Origin of the sequence: Massilia jejuensis, assembly GCF_042656795.1 — a bacterium.
GTDB lineage: Bacteria > Pseudomonadota > Gammaproteobacteria > Burkholderiales > Burkholderiaceae_D > Telluria > Telluria jejuensis.
This window is the reverse complement of record NZ_JBHSMS010000025.1, coordinates 1-1,532: the sequence shown is the minus strand read 5'-3', so window position 1 is coordinate 1,532 and position 1,532 is coordinate 1. Positions and strand designations below refer to the sequence as shown.

Sequence of the window (1,532 nt, the reverse complement as noted above, 5' to 3'; positions counted from 1 at the left end):
ATTGCCGTCCATGTGTGGATGCCGTCGTCCTCGCGCGAGCCGCCCTGGTCGTGGTACGAGATCCAGTACGCTTGCTCGTCGATCGGCTTGGCCAGGAAGCTGTTATCCGAAATCATGAGCTTGTGGCCGTCGGCCCTGTGTTCGTACCAGTAGTGCAGGCCGAGCGCTTCCCAGCGCCGGTGCAGGTGGTTGTAGTCGGTCTCGTCGTACTGGTTGGCGAGCGTTAGCTTCGACTCGTCGATCCTGTCCATGTGCCAGTCGGCCTGGCGGTAATGCTTCAGGGTTTCCTCGGTGATCTCGAGCACGTTCTTATTGTGGAACGACCGGTTGTCCTTGCGCAGGCGCGCAAACGCGAGCCAGGGTTCGAGCAGCATCTGGTAAAAGGCGAAGCCGCCATCGCAGCGCACGAAACGACATTCCGTGATGTAGCCGTTGAAGTAACGCAGCGATCCGTCTTCCCGCACCAGGGAGATGGTCACCATCCGGCCCATCAATGTTTTCAGCGGAATGCGCGGGTCGTCCGACAGCACCTCGAGCTCGAAGCGGAAACCGCGCGAGACTTCCTCGTGCGCGACTAGCTTGTTCGGCAGCAGGATCGCGGGTGGCCCATCCTTGAACGGAAAATCGAGCCGCATGAGGCGCTTGTGCTGGGATGCGCCGCTGAACGCCGAGCGCGCGGCGCCGGCCGCGATTTCCTGGCTTTCGCCCATTGATTGTCTCCGATGACTGCGCGGCATAGCCGTAGCGCAAGTGAAAAGGTCAGCGGAGACCTTACTCTGACGCTGCCAAGCGGAATTTGAGCAGCATCAACACATTTCCCTGCGACATGTCCAAAGTTTTTTGACAGTTCTCCTGGGGGATGGATGGCCAAAAAGGTGAAACGAAAGGGGCAAGCGCGTGCCGCAAGCACGCTAGGCCGACAGCCTTCCGATGAGCATGGTCGTGCCGCCTTATCGGGCCCAGTATGTGCGCTTTGCCGACGCGGTAATGCGGTATCTGGAAGTGCAGGATCCGCGCGCGCCCGATCACGTTTTTGGCGGGGCATTCTTTTTCCTGACCCATCACCGATCGGCCGGCGCTCCAGAGGGAAATGCCGGACCTTGGAACTCGTCTTCATCAGCGAGCGCCGGGACAGCGACGGTGGCCATATCTCGCTGTCCGGTGAAACGGATCGGGGGCATCACAGTCGGCAAGTGGCTGTCCGAAGTTCTTGGTGTCGGCAGGACAGCGGACGAGTAAGCTCCATCGATCGATGCGCGTTTGCTCGGCCTGGCGCCCGCTCGCTGCCTGCTGCTGTCGGCGGGCGCCAGTTTCACCGTCGGCGCCTGGCTGCGTGCCACCTTCGATATCCCGATCACGACCGGCACGGCGCTCGCTAGCGTCCTGATCGCCGCCGTTGCCGTGCCCTGGCGCTGGAAACGCAGCGTCGAGGCCCCGATCGCCTTTCCGGTGGGACGGCTCGCCCTGGCTAGGGTGTGTCTGACTGAACGAAATTGAGTCCAGGAGGTCAGAAGGCGATGAGCCGAACTGAC

Annotated in this window: 3 protein-coding genes; 2 read left to right on the top strand and 1 reads right to left on the bottom strand. The window is 61.7% G+C overall.

The genetic code is table 11. From position 1 onward, the window contains the following. A partial coding sequence (locus ACFPOU_RS07620) for a type VI secretion system Vgr family protein (RefSeq protein ID WP_379719055.1) occupies positions 1–710 on the bottom strand: 710 nt, incomplete at its 3' end. Positions 711–930: 220 nt separating this feature from the next. Here ACFPOU_RS07620 and ACFPOU_RS07615 point away from each other — a divergent pair. Together ACFPOU_RS07615 and ACFPOU_RS07610 are read left to right on the top strand one after the other, a co-directional pair. Beyond that, positions 931–1,239: a hypothetical protein gene (locus ACFPOU_RS07615; RefSeq protein ID WP_379719053.1), complete on the top strand. Its 309-nt coding sequence runs from the start codon at positions 931–933 to the stop codon at positions 1,237–1,239. A gap of 21 nt (positions 1,240–1,260) precedes the next feature. Continuing rightward, complete coding sequence (locus ACFPOU_RS07610) at positions 1,261–1,497, top strand: hypothetical protein (RefSeq protein WP_379719051.1); 237 nt, start codon at positions 1,261–1,263, stop codon at positions 1,495–1,497. The last annotated feature ends 35 nt before the right edge of the window (positions 1,498–1,532 follow it).